General features: G+C 64.5%; 20 protein-coding genes and 1 tRNA gene. 7 read left to right on the forward strand and 14 right to left on the reverse strand.

The annotated features are described in order from the left end of the window. The first annotated feature begins 25 nt into the window (after window positions 1-25). Both acpS and qcrB read left to right on the forward strand, forming a co-directional pair. On the forward strand, window positions 26-418 hold the full coding sequence (gene acpS, locus AC5Y2L_RS06395; RefSeq protein WP_499933940.1) for a holo-ACP synthase AcpS: 393 nt from the start codon (window positions 26-28) through the stop codon (window positions 416-418). Between the two features lie 234 nt (window positions 419-652). Beyond that, entirely contained in the window at window positions 653-2,224 is a 1,572-nt protein-coding gene (gene qcrB, locus AC5Y2L_RS06400; RefSeq protein ID WP_499933942.1) for a cytochrome bc1 complex cytochrome b subunit, read from the forward strand. Window positions 2,225-2,293: 69 nt separating this feature from the next. On the opposite strand, the gene AC5Y2L_RS06405 is transcribed toward qcrB, so the two are convergent. From AC5Y2L_RS06405 to AC5Y2L_RS06430, 6 genes are all read right to left on the reverse strand, one after another. Then, window positions 2,294-2,950, reverse strand: coding sequence for a response regulator (locus tag AC5Y2L_RS06405; protein WP_499933944.1), 657 nt, complete (start codon window positions 2,948-2,950; stop codon window positions 2,294-2,296). Continuing rightward, window positions 2,943-4,097, reverse strand: coding sequence for a MacS family sensor histidine kinase (gene macS, locus AC5Y2L_RS06410; protein ID WP_499933945.1), 1,155 nt, complete (start codon window positions 4,095-4,097; stop codon window positions 2,943-2,945). Before macS ends, AC5Y2L_RS06405 begins: the two co-directional genes overlap by 8 nt. A gap of 67 nt (window positions 4,098-4,164) precedes the next feature. Further along, window positions 4,165-5,016 carry an alpha/beta fold hydrolase gene (locus AC5Y2L_RS06415; RefSeq protein WP_499933947.1) on the reverse strand — a complete coding sequence of 284 codons (852 nt, stop codon included), beginning with the start codon at window positions 5,014-5,016 and terminating at the stop codon, window positions 4,165-4,167. 52 nt (window positions 5,017-5,068) lie between these two features. Further along, window positions 5,069-5,995 carry a hypothetical protein gene (locus tag AC5Y2L_RS06420; protein WP_499933948.1) on the reverse strand — a complete coding sequence of 309 codons (927 nt, stop codon included), beginning with the start codon at window positions 5,993-5,995 and terminating at the stop codon, window positions 5,069-5,071. After that, a complete protein-coding gene (locus AC5Y2L_RS06425; RefSeq protein WP_499933949.1) occupies window positions 5,992-7,482 on the reverse strand; it encodes a hypothetical protein in 1,491 nt (496 codons plus the stop codon). The genes AC5Y2L_RS06420 and AC5Y2L_RS06425 overlap by 4 nt, the downstream gene beginning before the upstream one ends. A 122-nt stretch (window positions 7,483-7,604) precedes the next feature. Then, window positions 7,605-7,925 carry a helix-turn-helix transcriptional regulator gene (locus tag AC5Y2L_RS06430; protein ID WP_499933951.1) on the reverse strand — a complete coding sequence of 107 codons (321 nt, stop codon included), beginning with the start codon at window positions 7,923-7,925 and terminating at the stop codon, window positions 7,605-7,607. Window positions 7,926-8,315: 390 nt separating this feature from the next. Here AC5Y2L_RS06430 and AC5Y2L_RS06435 point away from each other — a divergent pair, with 390 nt between their 5' ends. Further along, window positions 8,316-9,659: a dipeptidase gene (locus AC5Y2L_RS06435; protein ID WP_499933952.1), complete on the forward strand. Its 1,344-nt coding sequence runs from the start codon at window positions 8,316-8,318 to the stop codon at window positions 9,657-9,659. Between the two features lie 250 nt (window positions 9,660-9,909). Here AC5Y2L_RS06435 and AC5Y2L_RS06440 read toward each other — a convergent pair whose 3' ends face one another. Further along, the gene (locus AC5Y2L_RS06440) at window positions 9,910-10,521 is read right to left on the reverse strand and encodes a DUF3060 domain-containing protein (protein WP_499943692.1); all 612 of its coding nucleotides are present in this window, start codon (window positions 10,519-10,521) and stop codon (window positions 9,910-9,912) included. 74 nt (window positions 10,522-10,595) lie between these two features. Next, window positions 10,596-11,072, reverse strand: a complete 477-nt coding sequence (bcp, locus tag AC5Y2L_RS06445) for a thioredoxin-dependent thiol peroxidase (protein ID WP_499933956.1) — start codon at window positions 11,070-11,072, stop codon at window positions 10,596-10,598. A 105-nt stretch (window positions 11,073-11,177) separates the two neighbouring features. Here bcp and AC5Y2L_RS06450 point away from each other — a divergent pair, with 105 nt between their 5' ends. Next, complete coding sequence (locus AC5Y2L_RS06450) at window positions 11,178-11,405, forward strand: DUF3618 domain-containing protein (protein ID WP_499933957.1); 228 nt, start codon at window positions 11,178-11,180, stop codon at window positions 11,403-11,405. Between the two features lie 3 nt (window positions 11,406-11,408). Here AC5Y2L_RS06450 and AC5Y2L_RS06455 read toward each other — a convergent pair whose 3' ends face one another. Next, window positions 11,409-12,182 carry an SDR family oxidoreductase gene (locus AC5Y2L_RS06455; protein WP_499933959.1) on the reverse strand — a complete coding sequence of 258 codons (774 nt, stop codon included), beginning with the start codon at window positions 12,180-12,182 and terminating at the stop codon, window positions 11,409-11,411. Between the two features lie 101 nt (window positions 12,183-12,283). On the opposite strand from AC5Y2L_RS06455, the gene AC5Y2L_RS06460 reads away from it, so the two are divergent. Continuing rightward, complete coding sequence (locus AC5Y2L_RS06460; protein ID WP_499933960.1) at window positions 12,284-13,189, forward strand: LysR family transcriptional regulator; 906 nt, start codon at window positions 12,284-12,286, stop codon at window positions 13,187-13,189. Here AC5Y2L_RS06460 and AC5Y2L_RS06465 read toward each other — a convergent pair. Further along, window positions 13,178-14,932, reverse strand: coding sequence for a DUF3556 domain-containing protein (locus tag AC5Y2L_RS06465; RefSeq protein ID WP_499933962.1), 1,755 nt, complete (start codon window positions 14,930-14,932; stop codon window positions 13,178-13,180). The two genes, AC5Y2L_RS06460 and AC5Y2L_RS06465, sit on opposite strands and share 12 nt — an antisense overlap. A gap of 208 nt (window positions 14,933-15,140) precedes the next feature. On the opposite strand from AC5Y2L_RS06465, the gene AC5Y2L_RS06470 reads away from it, so the two are divergent. Then, complete coding sequence (locus tag AC5Y2L_RS06470) at window positions 15,141-16,619, forward strand: biotin carboxylase (RefSeq protein WP_499933963.1); 1,479 nt, start codon at window positions 15,141-15,143, stop codon at window positions 16,617-16,619. Then, a complete protein-coding gene (locus tag AC5Y2L_RS06475) occupies window positions 16,616-17,794 on the forward strand; it encodes a serine hydrolase domain-containing protein (RefSeq protein WP_499933964.1) in 1,179 nt (392 codons plus the stop codon). Before AC5Y2L_RS06470 ends, AC5Y2L_RS06475 begins: the two co-directional genes overlap by 4 nt. Here the strand turns inward: AC5Y2L_RS06475 and AC5Y2L_RS06480 are convergent. The 4 genes from AC5Y2L_RS06480 to AC5Y2L_RS06495 form a co-directional block, all read right to left on the reverse strand. Further along, window positions 17,791-18,996, reverse strand: a complete 1,206-nt coding sequence (locus AC5Y2L_RS06480) for an NAD(P)/FAD-dependent oxidoreductase (RefSeq protein ID WP_499933965.1) — start codon at window positions 18,994-18,996, stop codon at window positions 17,791-17,793. The genes AC5Y2L_RS06475 and AC5Y2L_RS06480 overlap by 4 nt on opposite strands. A 4-nt stretch (window positions 18,997-19,000) precedes the next feature. Then, window positions 19,001-19,189, reverse strand: coding sequence for a ferredoxin (locus tag AC5Y2L_RS06485; protein WP_499933967.1), 189 nt, complete (start codon window positions 19,187-19,189; stop codon window positions 19,001-19,003). After that, window positions 19,186-20,133: a metal-dependent hydrolase gene (locus AC5Y2L_RS06490; protein WP_499943694.1), complete on the reverse strand. Its 948-nt coding sequence runs from the start codon at window positions 20,131-20,133 to the stop codon at window positions 19,186-19,188. The genes AC5Y2L_RS06485 and AC5Y2L_RS06490 overlap by 4 nt, the downstream gene beginning before the upstream one ends. 337 nt (window positions 20,134-20,470) lie before the next feature. Continuing rightward, window positions 20,471-20,543: transfer RNA gene (locus AC5Y2L_RS06495), tRNA-Lys, on the reverse strand. Between the last annotated feature and the right edge of the window lie 25 nt (window positions 20,544-20,568).

The following is a 20,568-nucleotide window of genomic DNA, read 5'->3' on the forward strand; positions in this document are numbered from 1 at the left end:
GGGGCATCCACTAACCTGGCGACCCATGGGCATTGTCGGAGTGGGGATCGACCTCGTCTCCATTCCCGATTTCGCCGAGCAGGTCGACCAGCCGGGAACGGTGTTCTCGGCGACGTTTACTCCCGGTGAGCGCCGCGACGCCTCCGACAAGAGTTCCTCGGCGGCGCGTCATTTGGCGGCCCGGTGGGCCGCGAAGGAGGCGGTGATCAAGGCCTGGTCCGGGTCGCGGTTCGCGCAACGGCCGGTGTTACCGGAGGACATCCACCGCGACATCGAAGTGGTCACCGACATGTGGGGCCGGCCGCGGGTGCGGTTGACCGGGGCGATCGCCAAGCATCTGGCCGACGTCACTATCCACGTGTCGCTGACGCATGAAGGCGACACCGCGGCCGCAGTTGCCATCCTCGAAGCGCCCTAGTTCAACGCTGTAGGCGTTGAGTCTGCGGTTGCGGTGCGGCTTACTCGCAAAACTCCTACCTGAGCGCAAAGTCAATTGGCGTCAGTAGGCCCCGGCCAACCAAAGTGATGCCTCGACATACGAGCGGCTTCCCGCGGAAGAAGGTGGCGTATTACTACACGCTGTGGTACTACAGAGAATAGTAGAAAGCCGTGCCCGCACCGGAGCGGATTCGGTCTTGAGGGGATGATCGCCGTGAGCCTCAACGTGGATGGCCTGGACACCCGATACCACCCGTCGGCTGCGCTGCGCAGACAGCTGAACAAGGTGTTCCCCACGCACTGGTCGTTCCTGTTGGGCGAGATCGCGCTGTACAGCTTCATCGTGCTGCTGATCACCGGCGTGTATTTGACGCTGTTCTTCGACCCGTCGATGACCGAGGTCACCTATCACGGCGTGTACGGCCCGCTGCGCGGGGTGGAGATGTCGCGCGCCTACGAGTCGGCGTTGAACATCTCCTTCGAGGTCCGCGGCGGGCTGTTCGTGCGTCAGATCCACCACTGGGCGGCGTTGATGTTCGCTGCGGCGATCATGGCGCATCTGGCCCGGGTTTTCTTCACCGGCGCGTTCCGGCGGCCCCGCGAGATGAACTGGGTGATCGGCTCACTGCTGTTGATCTTGTCCATGTTCGAGGGCTACTTCGGCTACTCGCTGCCCGACGACCTGCTCTCCGGGATCGGGCTGCGCGCGGCGTTGTCGTCGATCACACTGGGCCTGCCCGTGATTGGGACATGGCTGCATTGGGCGTTGTTCGGCGGCGACTTTCCGGGCACCACGCTGATACCCCGGCTCTACGCATTGCACGTGCTGTTGCTGCCCGCGATCATTCTGGCGTTGATCGGGCTACATGTGGCGTTGGTTTGGTTCCAGAAGCACACCCAGTTCCCCGGCCCGGGACGCACCGAGCACAACGTCGTCGGCGCGCGGGTGATGCCGGTGTTCGCGGTCAAATCCGGCGCCTTCTTCGCCACCATCGTCGGCGTGCTGGGCCTGATGGGCGGCCTGCTGCAGATCAACCCGATCTGGAACCTGGGCCCCTACCAGCCATCTCAGGTCTCGGCCGGTTCCCAGCCGGACTTCTACATGATGTGGCCGGACGGCCTACAGCGGCTGTGGCCGGCCTGGGAGCTCTACATCGGCCACCACACGGTGCCGGCGACGGTCGCCGTCGCATTGATCATGGGCCTGGTTTTCGTTCTGTTGATCGTTTATCCGTTCTTGGAGAAGCGGTTCACCGGTGACTATGCGCACCACAATCTGCTGCAGCGCCCGCGTGATGTGCCGGTGCGCACCGCGGTGGGCGCCATGGCGATCAGCTTCTACATGGTGCTCACGCTGGCGGCGATGAACGACATCATCGCGTTGAAGTTCCATATCTCGCTGAACGCGACGACCTGGATCGGGCGCATCGGCATGGTGATTTTGCCGCCGTTCGTCTACTTCATCACCTACCGGTGGTGCATCGGCTTGCAGCGCAGCGACCGCGCGGTGCTCGAGCACGGCGTGGAGACCGGCATCATCAAGCGGCTGCCGCACGGCGCCTACATCGAGTTGCACCAGCCGCTGGGCCCGGTCGACGAGCACGGCCACCCGCTACCGCTGGAATACCAAGGCGCACCGGTGCCCAAGCGCATGAACAAGCTGGGCGCCGGCGGACGGCCCGGCTCAGGCTTGTTCGTCCCCGATCCGGCGGCGGAGGACACGGCACTCTCGCAGGCCAGGCACGTGGCCGAGCGCCGCGCCCTCACCGCCCTCCGTGACGGTTAAGGCCGCGAGCAGACGCAAAGTCCCCCGATTTCGTGCCGAAATAGGGGATTTTGCGTCTGCTCGCCACAATTACTCGTCGAGGCCGTGCTCGATTGCGTAGCGGGTAAGCTCCACCCGATTGGCGACTTGCAACTTGCGAAATGTCGCCTGCACATGGTTCTCCACCGTTCGGTGGCTCAACGAGAGCTTCTGGGCTATCTGCTTGGCAGACAACCCTTTTGCCACGTAACGCAACACCTCGGTCTCGCGATCGGTGAGGCTCGGGCGCGTCGGCCCCGGGTCCGGGTTCTGCGCGATGCGCCGGTATTCGCCCAGCACCAGCCCCGCCAGGCTAGGGGTGAACACGGCCCGGCCGGCCGCGGTGGCCCGCACCGCGTCGCTGAGCTCAGACCTCGAAGCGCTTTTGACCAGATACCCACTGGCGCCTGCCTTCACGGCGTCCAGGACGTCGTCGCGTTCGTCCGAGGCCGACAGCACCAGCACCCGCGACGAGGGCGAGACCCCCAGCACCTCCGTCGTCGCCTGCACGCCGGTGCCATCGGCAAGCTGCATGTCCATCAGCACAACGTCGGGTTTGACCACTGCCGCACGACGTTTCGCCGCGGTGACCCCGTCGGCGGTGGCCACCACAGTGAACCCCTCCTCGGCAAGGTCGCGCGCCACCGCGTCGCGCCAGATCGGATGGTCGTCGACGACCATCACCGTCGGTACGGCGTCTTCAGCCATGGCCCGCCCTTCTCGAATTCGAACGCGGCAGCCGCAGCTCCCACTCGGTGCCCTCGCCTGCCGCAGTACGTAATTCTGCGTTGCCGCCCAGCGATACCATCCGTCCCACAATAGATTTCGAGATGCCGAGGCGTCCCTGGCCCGCCGCTTCCTCCAACCGTCCGGCCCCAATGCCGACGCCGTCGTCGCGAATGCTCACGGTGACCGAATCGCCCAGGTCTTCCAGCAGGACGAAAGCGTGGGCTTCCGGCCCGGCGTGCAGCCGCACGTTGTCGAGGGCGTTTCCCACGGCGGCATCCAGTTCGGCGGCCACCTGCCGCGCAAGCGGCACCGGGGTTCCCGGCAAGACGATCGACACCCGGTCACCCTCCCTACGGCGCAGCAGGGTGCGTAGGTCGACGGTTTGACTGTCGCCATCCTGCTCGATGCCGGCCGAGGTTATCCAGCGTCGCAGCGCGCGTTCCTGTTCGCCGGCCAAGTCCGCCAATTCGGATGTGGCACCGCCGATCTCGTGACCTCGTTTGGCGACCAAGGCCAGCACCTGGATGACGCCGTCGTGGACTTGCCGCGACAGCCGTTCCCGCTCCTCCACCGCGGCGGAGAGCTGGGCGGCTCGCTGCAATTCATCGTGGGCGCGGCGCGCCGTGCGGGCGGCCATACCTATCGCCAACCCGATCGTCAGCTCGATGATGATCGTCGCATTGTGTCCAAGGTTGAGAGTGAGGTAGTTCTTCACCGCGAAATTGGTGGCCATCACTATCAGGCCGGTCAGCATTCCGCCGGCCGGACCGAACTGCAGGGCCGCCGAGATCGTGGGGTTGCTTGCCCACAACGTGGTTGGCCAGGTTTGGTTGTCGGCCGCCCACTGCGGAGAGGCGACGATTCGGTTGGATCCCATGAGCAGGACCACGACGATGATCTCGGAGATCACCCAGGTCGGGCGGCGACCAAAACCGCGCAGGTAGGCGACCGCGCACGCCGCACTCCAGCCGATCAGCACCCAGAACAGCAGCCAACCCGTCAGTGGGTGGCGCAGGTCGGAGTTGATCGCAAGCTGGAAGCCCAGCGCGTAAAGGCAACTCAGCAGCCGGAAAACCTGCGCTGCGCGCCACAGCGGCGTGGTCGGGTCCGGACCGGAGGTCGGCACACGGCCAGACTAATGCCGCGGTCGCACACCACGCGTCAGGGCGGCACCGTTGTCATTTTTCGGACTGTCATTGTCGGAGCGTCGCCGCGGCCAACGCCTTGACATCGGGCAGTGAATGCCACAGTGCGTGACGCCCTGGGACAGGCAGGTCGCGCACCTCCATGTGAGCGCGCCGGCAGACATTCAGCAGGTGTGTCACATCGGCAACCCGGGAAAGCTTGCTTTCGACGCCATGCACGATCTCGACGGGGAACTGCTGGATGAGGTTCGCGCGCAACAGGTCCGAGACAAGGTGCCCCCGGCTGAGTGCGAAGCCCAGACGCGCCAGGTCCCGGCGGGAACGGTCGGGTAGTTCGGCGTCGCGTCGGTCGGGCGGCAGCACCGCGCCCGGAAAACCGCGGTTGTTCTCGAGATAGTCGTTGATGATGGTGTTTTCGGAGCGGACTGCTCGGATGAGGCGGGGCAGGCTCCACCGTCGAATGGCCACCGGTTCCACCAGCACCATGTCTGTAATTCGCAGGAGTCCGGGATCGGCCGCGGCCGCGCAGGCGAAGCTGCACCCAATGGAATAGCCGACGACGGCCATCGGGTCCTGCCGCAATGTCGGGTTGTGCTGTTGGGCGATGTGCACCAGTCTGCGTGCGACCGCGCTGAAGTCGCCTCGGCGCAATGCGCGGCGTTCCGTCTTGGTCAGCCGCGCCTTGCCATAGCCATAGCCCGGAACGTCGACGGCAGTGAGTTGGGCATTCCAGGCAGCGGCCAGCAACCTGAGCCGTTGCAGTTCGAACTGCTCGATACAAGCGCCCAGACCCATGAATAGCAGCACCTGGCGGTGCACGGCGTCAGCTCCGACGGTGACCGCGCGTAAACCGTCGATGGTCGAGCAACTACCGTGGTCTTCCTCCCAAAGAGGTTGCATCACAATCCTTATACTCGATTTTCACGGTCGTTTGCGGTAGCAGTACTGGGCGTCAACGCGTAGCCTCGCCACGAGCACGCCACTTGGTCAACGCCAACCGCACATCGGCGGCTTCGAAGAACTCACGGCATTGAGCGTTGGCTCCGAGGAAGTCGGTGATCGGGTTGAACTCGTCCCACACGCTGATGCTGTGCGGCAAGGCGTCTTCATCGATGACTGGCCACCGGTGTTGTTCGCGATCGACACTGAAGTCTTGGTAGATTTCGGCCAGTCGCAGTTGCCATTTGGCCATACAGGGTGCCAGGGTGTTCGCGAATGCGTTGAGGTTGGGGTTCAGCGTCACCTGCCGGATTTGGTTGGTCAGTGCGGGAATGAACCCACCGCGGGCCCGCAGATGGGTGAGTGCGTTGAGCCAGTCGAAGGCCTCATGGCCGCTGTAGGGCGTTTGCAGCAGTTCGTAAAATGCCGCCCGGGATTCGTCGACCCATTTCCATTGCGGGTTAAGGGTTTTGTATTGCGCCGGGTCTTGAAGTTCGGCGAACATCTCGTCGCCCAACGGCGTGTGCGGCTGGGAGAGCCGTTCGATGCTGAGGGGTTTGGCATCCAGCCACAGGCTGGCGGCGCTTATGAACAGCGGCGCGTGCGTGGCCGTCAAGTTCGTCAGCGCCCACAGTGGCATGGTGGGATCCAGACTATGCGCCCAGTCCAGTACGCCCAGACCGGTGGAGATCGGGTACAGGTGGCCGTCGGGCCCGGGCACGTCGATGCGCACGTGCGCCCAATTATCGCGGCGTTGTCCGCCCAGCTCGAAGTCCGCGATGACGCCGTCGATGGGCGGGTACTCGTCGGGCTTCTGCAACACGGTGACGGCGGCGCGTGGGCTGGCGACCGGGATGAACTGCACCCCGTAGTGTTTGCCGAACTTCATGTAGCCGTGTTTCTTGGTGGGATCATCCTCGGCGATCAGATACGTTTTCATGACCGCCGCCCTTCTGCCGCGGTGTCGTCGTAATCGGTGATCGGCGGTCGGTCGGCCCAGGAGGCGATGATTCTTTTGGTTCCGTCGCCGAGGTCTTCTTGAGTGAGTTCTCCGTTGAAATCCTCACGCAGCCACGAACGCAACGCTGCCAGCGTGCTGCCCTGCGCACACCAGTCCTCATCGCTGATCACCGGCAGATGATCACGGACGGCAAGATGGTAACGCAGGGCGCGCCCCTCGCCGGTCGTGTAGCCTTCCAGCACAAGCGCTTTGGGCACGTCACGAAATTCCGGCCGTCGGAGGTTTTGGCCCACGTTGTGAACCAACGCGGTCGTCATGCGGATGGCCACCTTGTGATCTTGTTTCCTCATATGCTCGGCGTCCCAACGGATGTCGTAGCTGACCTCCCGCCGGGAGATGCCGTAGGGGCCGATGAGTTTCTCGACCAGGTAGCTCAGTTCCATCCGCTGTGATGCGTAAATCCCCACCCGGGTGCTGAAATGCGTGAGGTAGGCCGCCAGTGTTTGCAGCTCGACGGCGTCTTGGTAGGCAACGCATTCGGCGCGGCTGGCCGCTTCGGCGGCGGCCTTCGCAGGCCCGAGGTCGTCGTGCACCACACCACCCAGCTCGGACCTGCCCGCCTGGACGGCGTCGCGTGCCACCAGCGCCGCCGCGGCGATCATGCGGTCGTGGTTGCGCAAGGTGCTGCCCAACAGCAGCGTGAGCGTGGCACACAGATAGGCCAGCGGCGTCAGCGGGGGTGGCCACAGATGCAGCAGGCTGCCGGTGGCCACCATGCCGCTCACGATCAGCAGGGACAGCGGTGGGGCATATGGTCGGATCCAGTGCATGACCGGGGGCATGACACTGCTCTCGGTGTAGTTGGGCGGGTCGAGCAGGGCACTGGCCATGCCCGAGTTGACGTAGAGGATGGCGGCTGCCAGCGCAGCGATCTTGACCCAGTCCCGGCCGCCATGAGTCGGCACCAGACAGACCGCAAGGACGTTCAACGGACATGCCGCGATGCCGAGGATGCCCGTAGCGTTGAGCAACATGGTCTGGAAATGTTTGTTGGCCATGTCGCGCATCCGGCGCACCCACGACCAGCGCGGCTCGGGCGTCGAGTCGAAAACGTACCTGTTCAAATAGATTTCGAGCAGCACCTGCAGCAGCGCCGGAGCCAGCATCAGCCAGCACCACCAGGGGGCCCGGAGCGCCCCAAAGCTGGCGCCGATCAACAACAGCAGCAGCGCGCGCGTGAGGGGTGGTCGTAGCCGGTCGTAGGATTTGACACGCGCTTCGGCGACCTTTTCATGCCATTCGCTGAACGTCGCCGGCGCCACCAGGTCAACCACGAGTTGCAGCCACGGTGATGCGGTGCGGGTGGGGTCGCCGGGCAGCTGCCACCAGTGCTCAAGGTCCTCGTCCCGGCGGGTGTGCGAACGAAGAAACTGGGATTTGAACCACTGAGTCGGATGGGGCGGCACCGCGTACCGCCCTATTGGCCTCGGGCGGCGGGAGTGGGGGCGGCCTCCAGCGGACGCATACAGCCAATATGGCAGATGCACGGCGGCGCCTAGCTGGATTTCGCGAGCCAGTATCTCCGGCACTATAGGTCGCCGACCATGATGAATCCATCCTGAATCGCCCGCGCGGTCAAGGCGGCCTTGGTCGACGCCGGCCGGCCGACCGCCTCGTACTTTTCGCGAATGCGCTGGATATGGGTTCGCACGGTGCTCAGCGAAATGAACAGCGCCTGCGCTACCGCGACCTTGCTGTCGGTCCTTAGCCATGCGATCAGCACTTCCTGCTCGCGGACCGACAGATCTGGCTTAGGCGCCGGTGTCGTCGGGGCACACCCGCCGGTCAGGCATCCGGCCCCGGGGGGTGTGTCCCGATGCGGGCTGTCATGCGTTGCCGCCGTGGGCATTTCGACCTCACAACATTGGCCTGTGTAGGGGCATCGCGGCCGCTGTTGCGATGGGTTTTCTCGGTGTGACGGCTGAGCCCCTAGCCCGGCAGCCAGCCCATCGCGACGCCGGGCAGCTTCGCCTCCGCCGAAGTTGTGGATTCGCCTCGGTTCGAGGCTTAATGCCCTATTACCGAACGAGCTGTCACAGAAGACGGTCATGGCCATCATCGTCCGACGTCGAGCGCCTTGCCCATTGTCTGCAGGCAATGCGGCCATGACCGGCCGATATTCGACGACGATTGCAAAAAACACCACTAATGGCCACATTGGCAACATCCGTCACGGTGGTCGGCTCGATGCGCTGCGGCGGTGGGATGCGGCAAGAAGGAAGTCGCTAGCCTCGACGACATGACCGAGCTGATCGAGCGTGTCCGCGAAGTGCTCCCGTCGGTGCGTCGCGATCTCGAAGACCTGGTGCGGATCGAATCGGTGTGGTCCGACCCGGCGCGGCGCGACGAGGTGCACCGCAGTGCCCAAGCCGTCTCGGACCTGTTGTCGCAGGCTGGATTCAGCGACGTGCGCATTGTCAGCGAAGGTGGGGCGCCGGCGGTCATCGCCCGATATCCGGCACCCCAGGGTGCACCTACGGTCCTGCTGTATGCCCACCACGATGTGCAGCCCGAAGGCGACCGGACCCAATGGTCGTCGCCGCCCTTCCAGCCGAGCGAGCGCGGCGGACGGCTGTACGGCCGCGGCAGCGCCGACGACAAGGCAGGCGTCGCAACGCATTTGGCGGCATTTCGGGCGCACGGCGGGCAACCGCCGGTCGGTGTCACGGTGTTCGTGGAAGGCGAGGAAGAATCCGGGTCGCCATCGCTGGCTCGGCTGCTTGCCGTGCACCGTGAGGCGCTGGCCGCTGACGTCATCGTCATCGCCGACTCGGACAACTGGAGCACTGAGGTTCCCGCGCTGACGGTTTCGCTGCGCGGCTTGGTCGACTGCGTGGTGGAGGTCGCCACCTTGGACCACGGGTTGCACTCCGGGTTGTGGGGCGGCGCAGTTCCTGATGCGCTGAGTGTGCTGGTGCGGCTGCTGGCCAGCCTGCATGACGACGACGGCAACGTGGCGGTGGCCGGCTTGCACGAAACCGACACCAGCGCACTGAATTTCCCGGACTTCCCAGCCGAGCGGCTACGACGGGATTCCGGAATGCTGCCCGGCGTCGTCGAGATCGGCTCCGGTTCGGTGCCGCAGCGGCTTTGGGCGAAGCCGGCGATCACGGTGATCGGCATCGACACCACATCGGTTGCGGCAGCGTCGAACACACTGATTCCGCGGGCCCGGGCCAAGATCAGCATGCGAGTCGCACCGGGCGGCGACGCCGAGGCGCACCTCGACGCGCTGACCGCCCATCTGCAGCGCAATGCACCGTGGGGTGCACAGGTCACCGTCACCCGCGGCGAGACAGGCCAGCCCTACGCCATCGAGGCCAGCGGCCCGGTCTATGACGCCACGCGGGCCGCGTTTCGGGAGGCGTGGGGTGCCGAGCCGATCGACATGGGAATGGGCGGCTCGATTCCGTTCATCGCCGAATTCGCCGCCGCCTTCCCGCAGGCCAAGATTCTGGTCACCGGCGTGGAAGACCCTGCGACACAAGCGCATAGCGTCAACGAAAGCCTGCACCTCGGGGTGTTGGAACGCGCGGCCATCGCCGAGGCACTCTTGCTGGCCAACCTCGCCAAGCTCGGATAAATGGGCTTGCGGGTGGCTATGACGCGCCCAGAAGTGCAATTGGCGGGCGGTGCATCGTCAGCCCGGCCTGTGACTGCCTCCTGGACAGGGAGTGCTCATCTGTTTGCCCGGCTCCGAGCGACTAATTGCCTTGGTGCGCAGCGGTTGCCGCTGTGAGCCGGGCAAAGACACACATGCTGCCAATCTTGTGACTTGTGAGACGGATGATGAACGCTCGGCTAAACAGTCAGCCTGCGTCGCCAAACGACGGTCAATGTCCGTTCGGGCGCTGTGAGACGGTGTTGTTGTTTCCGGTCTTGTTGATTGTGGGCGAACCGGAGTGGTAGATCATCACGTTGTCGTCCCCGAAAACACTGATGGTGTCGGCGCTGTCGACAGCGACGCGATTCGCGCTTCCAAACACCTCAAGTCTGCGGCAGTGGCCGGTGATGGTGTACGTGTTGTTGTCGCCGTCCAGCTTCACGGTGCCGTTGTTACAGTCGATCGTCTCTTTCGCGCCGCTGTTGATCATCACGAGGTTGCCCTGCACGGTGGTCTTCCCGCCGAAGTGCCAGAAGAACATCCCGACGGCGATCGCAGCCATGACCGCCAGCGCCAGCAGGACCCGTCCTGGCATTGTCGTCGCGAGGTACCAGACAATGCCGAATCGCCGACGTGAGGTGCCGCCGAGGACAGGCATGTCGTCCCGTCCAGCGCCTTGTTCACCGAATGACGTGGCGGACGGCGGGGATGGCTTCGCGGGGGAAGGAGTGTCCGGCGGTGTGGCTGAATCGGTGCTCGCAGGCTGCGGCACGGCCCCCTGCGTTTGGCTGATTCGCCGCTCCAGGTCCCGTATGTACTGCTCAGGGTCCACCGGATTCATCGCCGGTTCCTTCCGCTGCTCATCTGAGAGTGCGCCGTCAGTCTGCCGCACAGCACTTGCGACATTCTTGTCTGTTAAGCGGCGCTGAGCAGCTTATTGATGAACGACGCCGTATGCGCGGCCTTGACGTTGTATTGCGCGACGGCAATCTTGCCCTTTTCGTCGACGACGAAGGCGGACCGGATGACTCCGGTGACGGTCTTGCCGTACATCATCTTTTCCCCGTAGGCACCCCAGGCCGTCAGCACCTTGCGGTCCGGATCGGACAACAGCGGGAACGTCAGGCCCTCCGCGTCACGAAACTTCGCGAGCTTCTCCGGCTTGTCGGGGGAGATGCCGACGACATCGATGCCGGCGTCGTTGAGTTCATGCAGATTATCGCGAAAAGCACAGGCTTGTTTGGTGCATCCCGGAGTGGAGGCCGCCGGGTAGAAGTACACGACGACGCGGCGTCCCTTGTAGTCGGCCAGGGACACCGGGTTGCCGTCGGCGTCGGGCAGCTTGAATGCGGGCGCCTTGTCGCCTGGGGCCAGCCGCGGGGTCTGGGTCACATGCCTCCCTTTCTGTTCACCGGATCGTCGGCATCGGTATCGGCTGATCTAGGGTAGTTCGGGCAGGTGCATCAGCCGATAGTGGGCGACTGGGAGGACAGACACGTGGCGGAACGCGACCCCGATGCCATCAAGCAGGAGATCGACGTCGCCCGTGACCAGTTGGCGGCCACCGTGGACTCCCTTGCCGAGCGGGCCAATCCCCGCCGTCTGGCCGACGATCTGAAGGCCCGCGTGATCGAGTTCGTCAGAAAGCCCGCCGTGACGGCTTCACTGGCTGGGGTGGGGGTGCTGGTCGTTGTGGTGGTGGTGCATCGGGTCCGCAACCGCTGAATCTCAGCGGGTCGTGTAGCCGCCGTTGGCGAAGATGGTTTGCCCGGTGATCCACCAGCCGTCGCTCACCAGGAAGCGGATGAGCCGAACTATGTCGACGGGATCGGTGAGACCTGTCTCGGTGAATTTCGACAGGTCCGCGGCCGTCTGGTTGAACCGGGCCGATTCCTCGGTTTCCTGGCCGTAGAAGAACGGCGTCTCCATCGGACCCGGCGCCACCGCGACGACAGAGATACCGCGTTCCCCGAATTCCTTGGATGCCGCCCGGGTGAAATGCTCCACCGGGCTTTTGGAGCCGGCGTAGATCGAGTACAGCCCGGTGAACGCGGCCAGAAGTGACGTCACCAGGGTGACGAGTTTGCCGCCATCAGAGAGCTGCTTGCCCGCTTCCTGAATGAAGAAGAACGCAGCTTTGGAATTGATCGCGAAGATCTTGTCGTAGTCACTCTCGGTGATCTCTGGAATCGGCTTCTTGATCACCATGCCGGTGGTGTTGACCGCGATATCGATCGACCCCATGGCTGCATTCGCGTCGTCGAACAGCCTGGTCACCGCGGCGGCCGAGGTTAGGTCGCCCTGAAATGCGTACGCGTCCGGGCCGGACGCTTCGATGGCGGCGACGGTCTCCTCGGCGGCAGGCTTGGTGGCGTCGCTGTTGTAGTGAATCGCGACCGACTTGACGCCCTGGCCGGCAAGATCTCGGGCGAGCAATCCGCCCAGATTCTTCGCACCGCCGGTGATCAGAACTGTCTTGCCCCGCAAGTTGTGGTCGGTCACTAGGAGCCCCTCTCGTTTGGTGTCTTGCGGACGACGCTACGACCCATTCACACAAATGACCAACAGGATTTAGTAGTCTGCACACAATCACCATTTGTTGATTGGAGCGGCGCACCGTGGCGACGGAAACGCCAATCGACCTGTACCGGCTGACGCAGTTCGTCGCGGTAACGGATCACGGGAATCTCTCGGCGGCCGCAGAACACCTTCATCTGACCCAGCAGGCGTTGAGCACGGCGATGCACCGACTTGAGCGCGCGCTCGGTGTGGGCTTGTTCGAGCGCCGCGGACGCCGACTGGTGCTCACCGCGGCCGGCCGCAAACTGCGTGAGGGCGCACCGTTAGTGCTTTCGGCCGCAGCCGCACTCGCCACTGCGACGCGGCAGGTTGCGGCCGGAAGCAGCCCGCCTTTCGTCGTCGGGCATACGCCCGCGATCACCGCGGAAGAAATCTTCACGATCATCGAGCCACTGCGGAGGGAGCTGCCGGAGCTGTCCGTCACGGCACGTCAGATGTTTCCGGACGAGATGCAGCGGGCGCTGCTCGATCGCTCGATCGACGTCGGTCTTCGTCGCGGCGCCACCACGCCCGCCGACCTGGCGGGAACCGTCATCGGCTACGACGAACTGCGGGTCGCCGTGCGCGCCGGCCACCCGCTGGCCGCCCGGGCTCGAATCGCCCTGACCGATATCGCCGCCCACACCCTCGTCGTGTGGGCGCCGCCGACGTTCTCCTTCTACACCGACTTCCTGGTATCCGCTTGTCGCCGAGCCGGTTTCGAGCCGGCGCTGGTGGTGAACAAAACGCAGGGCACACCCCCGGTCACTGCGGTCGCCGACAACGACTACGTCGCCCTGGTCACCGCGCCCAGCGGTCCTGCACTACAAGGTCGCGTTGCGGTGCGGCCCTTGATCGATCCGCCGCTGGTGCCGGTCCAGGCGCTGTGGCTGCCGCACACCGTGTCAGGACCGCGAAGTCTACTGCTCGCGCGACGTTCAGCCGGCTGAAGGGGGCAGATCGGCACGCACGCTGCTTTGGACGTGCACGGGAATGTCGTCTGCCCACGGCTGAGCGTCGGCCATGTCCGCGACGTTGACGTAGCCGCGCTCGAACTCGCCCGTCGCCGCATCGACGAGCCGGTATTCCTGTCGCTGCTGATGAATTGGCTGCGAGTCGAGAATCACCACCCGCACCTCGCCGGGCTCGAACCCGCAGCGCTCCTGCAACGCCTCGATCAGGCATTCGTTGTGCATATGGCCGTCGCCGAAGTTCCAGCCGAGAACCATCGCGCAGAGGTTCTCGCCCTCGCACACGTTGTAGTCGTCCTCGTCGTAGCCGGCCAGCGCGCGATGCACCAGTGTGTAGAGCGCGCGACCGTGCGTGTTCATCCCACGGAACGCATAGGCGAGATGAATTGGGACCAAGGTTTCTTCTTTGGTCTTGTACAGCCGCTCGAGCTGAAGGTGATACATCGGTCCCAAAGCACGGGCGCCCACCCGAATCTTCTCGTCGGCCGACGGTTTGACGCACCACTGAGTGGTGTCCCAGTTACCGGCGTAATACCGCATGCCGGGCAAAAAGGAAACCTTGCGCGGGAACAGGTTTCCGGCGACGACGGTTCCGGCCATGACGGCGAACAGTACGGCCACCGGCAACGGGTGGGCAAGGTTTGACAGACCCAGTTGGGCGTGCGCGACGAATAGCCACAACACCCCGAAGATCATGAAGACGTTCCACTCGAGGGGCACACCCATGGGGAAGGCCAGCAGGATGTTCAGGTGGAAGATGATCATCACGACCGCGGCGATAGTCGTCGGCCAGCCACCGTGCGAGAAGAGCAGGACCAAAGGAACCAGCCCTTCCACCGCGGTGGAGAAGTGCGCAATGAAACCCGCTAACGCGCTGGGGCGCAAGTCATTTGGATAGGCCCTGAACAATGACCGCTTGAGAAACCCGGAGGGGATGAATGGGTTGTTGGCCAGCATCGTCGAGATCACGAACGGAAAGTGTTTGTTGAGTTTCGAGATCGCCGCACCCAGCCAGATGACCATGAAGGCCACCTTCGCCCCCACGACACCGTCGGCTCCGGAGAACAGGAACACCAGCGCCAGCGGCGCGTACACCTCGCCGCGGGCGGCCAGGAAGATCACCTTGTCGCGCAGGCCAAGCACAGCCAGCACGGACAGGATCGCCACGGTCTGCCACCACGGCAGCACGCCAATTACCGTGCCCAGCGCGGGAATTGGGCCCGTGCCGTCGGACACCAGCGCGACGACGAGCAACACCAGCAGGGTGCCGTAGAGCAGTGCGTCGAGCGGGGTTCTGGTGCTGCCTTGGGTCAACGGCACCCGGTTGGGCCACGGCGGCAACCGGATGGTGCCGGGGCGCAGCCAGTAGAGGATCGAACCCATGGGCGGAAAGTAGCGGCCGGCCAGCGGCCCGAAGCAGCAGCCGAGGCCGACGACTTCGAACAGCATCGTGTAGAGCACTGCCTTCTGAAAGACGATCGGCTCCGACCACCACGCGGTGACGTCGGTGAAGCCGTCGATTCCCTTGGTGGACAACGCGCACAGCCAGGCACCGAGGATGTACAGCGCAATTTTCACGCCATACATCACATGCATCACCAACGGAGTGCCGAACCCGTTCTCGGCGATATGGCGAGTCATCGGCACGATGCGCTCGGCACGAGTGCGCTTACTCCATTCCGCCAGGTCGACGACGGGCAAGTTGGGTTGGATGAATCCCACTGCAGGCTCCTTCGGCCCGTGCTGATCGGCATTCCGGTCAGCAAGAACGTACTCCTGTCCCGGGCCGGCGGTCCGCCACTTGACACTTTCGCACAGGCACGGGCGCGGGCCACACTTGTGCAATGAAGGTATACGAGCTCACCGCCCCGCCAGCTTCCTTCGCACCGCGCTGCCCACGCCCGGCCTCGACATCAGCGAGGCCGTCCTGATGGTCGCCGCGAGTAATCCTGACCCCAACGAGCGCCGCACCCTGCACGGACTCTCGGACGTACGGGCGTTCTTTCACAACAACAAGGTGCCGCTGTACTTCATCTCGCCGACCCCGTTCAACCTGCTCGGGATCGACCGCTGGGTACGGAACTTCTTTTACCTCAACTACTTTGACTCCTTTGAGGGCGTACATTCGCGCGTGTTCGTGCCCCGGCGCCGCGACCGCATCGATTTCGATTCCATGGGCGATGTATGCAATCACCTCCTGCGTGATCCCGAGACAAACGAGTTCATCGCGGGCCGAGGACCCGGTGGCAAGGCCTGCTTCGTGATGCTTGACGAGAAGACCCAGGCCCTCGCGGAGGACGCAGGGCTTGCAGTCATGCATCCCCCGGCCGAACTGCGCCACCGCCTCGGCTCCAAGCTCGTCATGACGCGCCTGGCCGACGAAGCAGGTGTGACGAGCGTGCCGCACGTGATCGGGCGGGCCGGGTCCTACGACGAGCTGTCGGCGCTCGCGCAAGGCGCCGGGCTAGGCGATGACCTCGTCGTCGTGGCCGCCTATGGCGATGCCGGCAGCGCGGTGTTCTTTGTGCGCGGCCAGCGCGACTGGGACACGCACGCCGCTGAACTGGCCGGGCAGGAAGTCAAAGTGATGAAGCGCATCCGCAATGTCGAGGTGTGCATCGAGGGCACCGTGACCCGCCACGGCACCGTGATCGGCCCCGCGATGACGAGTCTCGTCGGCTACCCGGAACTGACGCCGCACAAAGGCGGGTGGTGCGGCAATGACATCTGGCGCGATGTACTGCCACCCGCACAGACCCGCGCCGCGCGAGAAACCGTACGGAAGCTGGGTGACATCCTGAACCGCGAGGGATACCGCGGCTACTTCGAGGTGGACCTTCTTCATGACCTGGACTCCGACGAGCTCTATCTGGGTGAGGTGAACCCGCGCATCAGCGGTGCCAGCCCGATGACGAACCTGACCACCGAGGCCTACGCCGACATGCCGCTGTTCCTCTTCCACCTGCTCGAGTACATGGACGTGGAGTACGAGCTTGACATCGAGGAAATCAACTCGCGTTGGGAGCGGGGCTACGGCGAAGACGAAATCTGGGGTCAGCTGGTCATGTCCGAGACCTCCCCGGATATCGAGATTTTCACCGCGACGCCACGAACCGGTGTGTGGCGGATCGATGACGACGGGCATGTCTCCTTCGCGCGCCCCGCCAACGACTGGGCGACCCTGCTCGACGGCTCCGAGGCCTTCTATATGCGCGTCGCGGCGCCGGGCGACTTACGTCTCGAGGGTGCCCAACTCGGGGTGCTCTTCACGCGCGGGCATCTGCAGACCGCGGACTACCAGCTCACCGAGCGATGCCGGCGCTGGGTCAAAGGCCTTAAGGGGAAGTTCGTCTCCACACCACTGACGCCGACTGCGCCGATCGTTTCGCGCCTCGTGGCACGAGCGTGAGCAGCGTCCCGAGCGGGATCTCACTGGACAATTGGTTGTCGCCGCCGTATGCGCACTGGTCTTTCCAACACGTCGAAGACTTCGTGCCCACGGCGGTGATATCGCGCGGGACCGGCCGGGTGGCGTCGTTGCCGACAGCCACCAGTTCCCTGGCAGAGATCCGGGTGATCAACACCGGCGGCGTCGCCACCACCGTCGGCACGGTGATGGCCACCACCGCGACCGACGGGTGGGCCGTCGCCCACCGCGGTTCGATGGTTACCGAGGTATACCTCGACGGCTTGGGGGCCAAGACCCGGCATCTGCTGTTCTCGGTGAGCAAGACGTTGGTGGCAGCCGTGGTCGGCGCGCTGCACGACGGCGGAGCGATTAGGCTTGACGCACCCGTCACGGATTATGTTCCGGCCCTGGCGAATTGCGGCTACGCCGGTGCGACGGTGCGGCACCTGCTGGACATGAGGTCGGGTATCGCGTTCTCGGAAGATTACGGCGACCCGTCCGCCGAGATTCATGTTCTCGACCAGGCGATCGGCTGGGCACCCAGGACCGGGCCGAGCGTCCCATCCACGTTGAAGGACTTTCTGCTGACCTTGCGGCAGAAGTCGGCTCACGGCGGCCCGTTCGAATATCGCTCGTGTGAAACCGACGTGCTCGGCTGGATCTGCGAGGTCGCAGGAGGGCAGCGGATGCCCGAACTGATATCGGAGCTGCTGTGGAGTCGCATCGGCGCCCAATGCGACGCAACCATCGGCGTAGATGCCGACGGCACAGGGCTTTTCGACGGCGGCATCAGCGCCTGTCTTACCGACATGATCCGGTTCGGGTCGCTGTTCCTGCGCGACGGTGTCTCGTTGACCGGCCGGCAGGTGGTGCCGGCGGCGTGGATCGCCGACACGCTGGACGGCGGGCCCGACTCGCGTCAGGCGTTCGCCGCCAGCCCCGACGACACCGAAATGCCCGGCGGGATGTACCGCAACCAAACCTGGTTTCCCTTCCCGGGCAGCAACGTCGTCTTGTGCCTGGGCATGTGTGGCCAGATGATCTACGTCAACCGCGCCGCGGAGATGGTCGCCGCCAAGTTGTCCACCCAGCCGCACTCCCATGAGCCGCACATGTTGGACGCATTGCGTGCATTCGATGCGGTGGCACGCGAACTGGCTGAAATGCCCGGTTAGCGAGCAGGTTTGGGGGGAAATTCAGCGCGTGAGCGGATGGCATCGCGATAGGCGTAGACCCGGTTCGGAATCGTTCCCAGCACCGCGATGGTGTGGCCGTCACGCCCGTACGCGGCGACGAACTCCCATCCGCGGGGATAGCCCTCGATGACCTCGACTGCATCGTAATCGGTTGGGATACCGAGCATTTGCAGCTTGACGTCGTATTGATCGGACCAGAAATACGGCACCTCGTCGTAGACCACGGCGCGGTCAGGGCCTGCCAGTAGCGTACGGGCCGCGGCCGCGCCCTGACGTCCCGCGTCGTCCCAGTGCTCGGTACGCAAGTGCCGCTCATAGATCGGATGCCACCACCGGGCGACGTCTCCGGCGGCGACGACGCCCGTGCCGCCTTCGGCAGCACCCGTCGCATCGCAGACCACACCATCGTCGACGCGTAATCCCGAGCCGTCGAGCCAGTCGGTGGCTGGAGTCACGCCCAGTCCGACGATGACGAGATCGGCCGGGACCTGCATACCGTCGCTCAGCCGAACCGCTTGCACCCGACCGTTTCCGACGAACGCGTCGACGCCGACACCGACCCGCAAGTCGACGCCATGCCGGCGATGCAGCTCAGCCCAGCACGTCGCCATCTCCTCACCCAGCGCGCCCAGCAACGGGGCGGCGGCCTTCTCGACGAGCACCACGTCCAGCCCGAGCGATCGGCAACTCGCGGCGACCTCGGCACCGATGAACCCGCCGCCCACCACGACCACCCGGGTACCTGACCCCAGGCGCTCCCGAATCGCCAGGCAGTCCTCGACGGTGCGCAGCATCAGCACGCCGTCGGGAACCGGACCGCCCGGCCATTCGCGCGGGAATGCGCCGCTGGCGATCACCAGTCCGTCGAATTCCATTGATAGATCTTGGTTCTCGTCACGCACGTGAACGGTGCGGGCGGACATGTCCAGCTTGATCGCCGACGCGCCTCTCAGCACGCGTGCCTCGAGCTCGAATTGAGGCGCAAGGTCGACGCCCGCCCGGTGTACCTTTCCGGTGAGCAGTTTCTTCGAGAGCGGGGGACGGTGGTACGGGGCGTGCCGCTCGGTGCCCACGATGGTCAGGTCACCGTCGTAGCCCTCCTGTCGGAGCGTCTCCGCCGCGCGTGTTCCCGCCACGCCGGAACCGACGACGACAACCCGCTTGAGCTGACGATTGGGCATCGCGTCAGTCCTTCACCGTGATTGCCTGGGTGGGGCAGGACACCTCGGCACCGATCAACTGCTGTCGCAACTCCTCCGGCGGCTCCTCTTGGAGTACGTGCAGTCCGTCTTCTCGTACGTCGAACACCTCGTGGCAGATGCTCATGCAGACGCCGTTGCCGTCGCAGGTGTCCAGATCCACTAAAACCTTCATCGAACCGTCGCGCCTTCCATCGACTCCTCGGAACTGTCGGGTCCCTTTGATTGGGACCGCGCTCGCTCACGGGCAGCTTTGGCCACCGGTGAGTAGTTCAAGTAGTCGACCGCCATCTGCGTCGACGCCTCGTCGTTGGGATGATGGCTGGGCCGCATATACCGCACGGGAGTCGTCACCAGAAGCTTCCACGGCCCGGGCAACCGATACTCGCGGGCTGCCCAGAGCCAGTCCCGCCAGCGCCACTTGCGATCGATGGTCGGGTCTTGGGCCATCAGGTAACGAGCTCCGGCGATCCACCAGGCGATGAACAGCGGCGCGGTGAACAGCATCGAGAACGCCCTGATCCAATAGTTGCCGCAGACGTGCTGGTAGACGTCGAACACCAGGGAGCGGTGCTCGACCTCCTCGGCACCATGCCAGCGCAGCAGATCCAGCATCATCGGATCGGCCTTCGCGTAATCCAGACCCCGGTTCGTCAGCACCCACTGGCCCAACATCGCCGTGAAATGTTCCAATGCGGCCACGTCGGCCAGCCGCCGATACAGCCACCAGCGCTTCATCGCGGGCGGGAACCATCTGGGCGGATCACCCAACGTCACCGACAACAATCTGCCGAGGCGCTCGGTGTAGGGCCTGGTTTCGATGCCCTGTTCGGCTAAGTGGTCCAGCACTATTTGATGGGCCCAGGCGTGCCAGGACTCCTGCTGGATGAACGGCTTGATCGCCGCTTCCAACTCTGGATCGTCGACCAGGGACGACGCTTCGAGGACGGCCTTGATGAAGTGCCGCTCGCCCTCGGGCAGCAACAGATGCAGGACGTTGATCATGTGCGTGGAGAACGGGTCGCCCGGCACCCAATGCAGTGGCGTTTCCGACCAGTCGAAGCGCACCATCCGGCGATACTTCGGGTGTCCCTCGTGGTGAAGTTCGACTTCTGGCATGAATTCCTCCCGCCGACCGATGCAGCTCGGCCTGTTCGTTCCGCGCGCTTGAACCCAAGGGAAACCCCGCCCGACTTCCGCTGCACATCCGGCATCGAGGGCCGCAGCCACTTGGGACGTTCCAATTCGCCGTCTACCCGCCCAAGTCAGTGGTTATACGTAGCGATCCAGGATTCTTGGAAATGTTGTTTCACGAGCCTGGCCGCGCGGAGATATCGCACTTGACAGCTCGACACCCGCGCGGCACCTGTGTGACCGCTGTGGCTGTTGTGACTCGGCAACGGCTAACGGAGAAAGCGCGAAAAGGCCGCTATGCCAGCGGTTTTAAGTGGGACTGTGCGCCGTCAGGGTTTCGAACCCCGGACCCGCTGATTAAGAGTCAGCTGCTCTACCAACTGAGCTAACGGCGCTTAGACGGCCGAGACCGCGTACGCG

The sequence above is a fragment of the Mycobacterium sp. NGS66 genome (assembly GCF_059812225.1).

Bases quoted from the DNA above. Each gene is read 5' to 3' on its own strand.
- acpS (WP_499933940.1), top strand. From the start codon at position 26: ATGGGCATTGTCGGAGTGGGGATCGACCTCGTCTCCATTCCCGATTTC.
- AC5Y2L_RS06405 (WP_499933944.1), bottom strand. From the start codon at position 2,950: ATGGCTGAAGACGCCGTACCGACGGTGATGGTCGTCGACGACCATCCG.
- AC5Y2L_RS06415 (WP_499933947.1), bottom strand. From the start codon at position 5,016: ATGCAACCTCTTTGGGAGGAAGACCACGGTAGTTGCTCGACCATCGAC.
- AC5Y2L_RS06420 (WP_499933948.1), bottom strand. From the start codon at position 5,995: ATGAAAACGTATCTGATCGCCGAGGATGATCCCACCAAGAAACACGGC.
- AC5Y2L_RS06430 (WP_499933951.1), bottom strand. From the start codon at position 7,925: ATGCCCACGGCGGCAACGCATGACAGCCCGCATCGGGACACACCCCCC.
- AC5Y2L_RS06435 (WP_499933952.1), top strand. From the start codon at position 8,316: ATGACCGAGCTGATCGAGCGTGTCCGCGAAGTGCTCCCGTCGGTGCGT.
- AC5Y2L_RS06440 (WP_499943692.1), bottom strand. From the start codon at position 10,521: ATGAATCCGGTGGACCCTGAGCAGTACATACGGGACCTGGAGCGGCGA.
- AC5Y2L_RS06470 (WP_499933963.1), top strand. From the start codon at position 15,141: ATGGTCGCCGCGAGTAATCCTGACCCCAACGAGCGCCGCACCCTGCAC.
- AC5Y2L_RS06480 (WP_499933965.1), bottom strand. From the start codon at position 18,996: ATGCCCAATCGTCAGCTCAAGCGGGTTGTCGTCGTCGGTTCCGGCGTG.
- AC5Y2L_RS06485 (WP_499933967.1), bottom strand. From the start codon at position 19,189: ATGAAGGTTTTAGTGGATCTGGACACCTGCGACGGCAACGGCGTCTGC.
- AC5Y2L_RS06490 (WP_499943694.1), bottom strand. From the start codon at position 20,133: ATGCCAGAAGTCGAACTTCACCACGAGGGACACCCGAAGTATCGCCGG.